General features: G+C 64.8%; 3 protein-coding genes. All 3 read left to right on the top strand.

What is annotated here, in order from left to right:
* Nucleotides 1-376 (top strand): metal ABC transporter permease (locus ACE03M_RS13765; protein ID WP_485934509.1); only part of this gene is annotated, 376 nt, incomplete at its 5' end.
* Between the two features lie 9 nt (nt 377-385).
* Nucleotides 386-1,621, top strand: a complete 1,236-nt coding sequence (locus ACE03M_RS13760) for a hypothetical protein (protein ID WP_485934507.1) — start codon at nt 386-388, stop codon at nt 1,619-1,621.
* The gene (gene aztC, locus ACE03M_RS13755) at nt 1,621-2,541 is read left to right on the top strand and encodes a zinc ABC transporter substrate-binding protein AztC (protein ID WP_485934505.1); all 921 of its coding nucleotides are present in this window, start codon (nt 1,621-1,623) and stop codon (nt 2,539-2,541) included. Before ACE03M_RS13760 ends, aztC begins: the two co-directional genes overlap by 1 nt.
* Nucleotides 2,542-2,545 lie beyond the last annotated feature (4 nt).

Below are 2,545 nucleotides of genomic sequence, written 5' to 3'. Positions count from 1 at the left end.
CGCCTTCGACGAGCGCAAGGCGGCAACTCTGGGCATGCGGCCCGGCTGGACCCATATTGCGATGCTCATGCTCACGGCCCTGGCTGTCGTCGCATCGTTCCAGGTCGTCGGTACTCTCCTCGTCTTCGGACTCCTCATCGGACCCCCTGCCACGGCCTGCCTTCTCTTCGACCGCGTCGGAGTGATCATGGCGGCCGCCTCGGTGATCGGTGCGAGCGCGTGCTTCGTGGGGCTGCTTGTGAGCTGGTATGCCCAGACATCTGCCGGTGCGACCATTGCGCTGCTCACCGTCCTCATCTTCTTCGTGGTGCTCGTCGCGAGGAGGGTGAGAAGTGCGCTACGATACTTTTATCACAATGAGAACCGTTATCAATAGAAAGATCTCATGACGAGGACAAAAGGATTCGCCGCGCCGAGCGCGGCACTGATCGCACTGCTCGCCCTCACCGGGTGCCAGGGACAGCAATCGGCCAACGGGGCCGGCAGTCCCAGCCAGTCGACGGCTCCCCACGGATATGTCGAAGGCGCGGAGGAGGCCGACGAGCCGCAGCTGCGTTTGGCCGTCAGCGATGCGAAGACCGGTGCAGTCTCGGTCGTCGACCTGCTCACCGAGGACGTCGTGGAGAAGGTCGAGGGCTCACCGTCGACGACCCTGTCGGGAGCAGATTCCCGATATCTCTACCTCGGTGATGGTGAAGCCGGAACGGTCACAGCCGTCGACACGGGGGCATGGACGGTCGACCACGGCGACCACAGGCACTACTACAAGGCCGAGCCGAAGACCATCGGTCAGATCGACGGGGTCGATCCCGCTCACGTCGCCTCCGGGTCAACCGAGGTGGCGTTCTTCTTCGACGGCGAGGGTCGGGCCAAAATCTATGACCGGAGCGCACTCGGCGACGGCGAACTCAACCAGCTCGGCACCGTGAAACCGGGCCCCCACCATGGAGTGACGGTCCCCTTCGAGGATCACTTCGTATCGACCGTGCCGGGCGAGAGCCCCGACGACCTGCCCTCGAAGCTCACGGTCTTCGATGAGAAAGGCGCAGCTACTCCGATCGACGACGACTGCCCGGAGATCCATGGTGCCGGCGTCACCCGAGATGGGCTGGCCTTTGCCTGTGCCGAGGGCGTGATCGCTGTCGATGAGGATTTCGACGCCGAGGTGCTGCCCTACCCCAAGGGTGCCGACGGAGCCCGCGCCTGGTCGATCGAAGCCGGCCGTGACCTCGCTGCTGTCCCCTTCGAGGGGCAGGGGATCGGGCTTCTGGATGCGACGTCGGGAAAGTGGTCATTCGCCGACACCGAAGCCGAGGTTGTCTCCGCAGGTGTCGCCCCCGACGATTCCGCGGTCATCGCCCTCGACGAGGACGGCACCGTCTATTCGATCGCCCCGGAAGATGGATCAGTGCTGACGAAGAAGAAGATCGTCGAACCCGCCGAAGCCGAAGGCGAGGGCCACGGAGGCGGTCCCTCGGTGGCGGTGGACAGCGAGCGCACCTATGTCAGCGATCCATCCACGGGGACGGTCTTCGAGCTCGACCCGGCCGATGGGCTGCGTGAGGCGCGCAGCTTCGACCTCGGCGGGGCGCCCGCAAGCTTGGCTGTGACGGGGCGGTGATGAGCACACGGCACCACCTCACAGCGGTGGCACTCACGCTGGCCACGCTCGGATCACTGACCGCTTGCAGCGGAAGCGACGATGAGCCGTCGATCGTGGTGACGACGAACATCCTCGGCGATGTCGTGCACAGCCTCGTCGGAGACCATGCAGCGGTCACGGTGCTGATGAAGCCGAACTCCGATCCGCATTCCTTCGGCATCTCCGCGAAGGAAGCCGGAGCAATGGAGGACGCCGATCTCATCATCGGCAACGGACTGGGGCTTGAAGAGGGGCTGTCGGCGAACCTCGACAATGCGCGCAGCGAAGGGGTGCGCGTCCTCGAGGTCGGTGAGCACATCGATCCCCTTGAGTACGCCTCGGGCGGCAGTGCGGGGGCACCTGACCCTCACTTCTGGACCGATCCCGCGCGGATGGTCGCCGCCGTCGATGTCATCACCTCGGCGCTGGGGGAGGAAATCGGTGATGACCTCGCCGAGGCGATCGAACCGTCTGCAGCCTCGTATCGAGGGCAGCTCGAAGACCTCGATGCCGACATCGAAGAGATAGCCGAGGCGATCCCTGCCGAGAATCGGAAGCTCGTGACGAACCATCACGTGTTCGGCTACTTCGCGAACCGCTTCGACTTCGAGGTCATCGGGGCGGTGATTCCGAGCGGAACCACACTGGCATCACCCTCGGCAGCTGATCTCGAGGAGCTTGCCCGCACGGTCGAAGACGCGGGGGTGCCCACGATCTTCGCGGACTCCTCGCAGCCGCAGAAGCTCGCCGAGGCCCTGTCCGACGAAGTCGACCTCGATGTCGAAGTGACACCGCTGTTCTCGGAATCGCTGACCGAAGCCGACGGGGAGGCCGGAACCTACATCGACATGCAGCGAACTAACGCGCAGGCCATCGCGGACGGACTCGTGCCTCGCTGAGAAG

The sequence above is a fragment of the Brevibacterium sp. AGC70 genome, assembly GCF_057334195.1.
The sequence above is the reverse complement of the archived record's forward strand: the minus strand, read 5'-3'. Positions and strand labels throughout refer to the sequence as shown.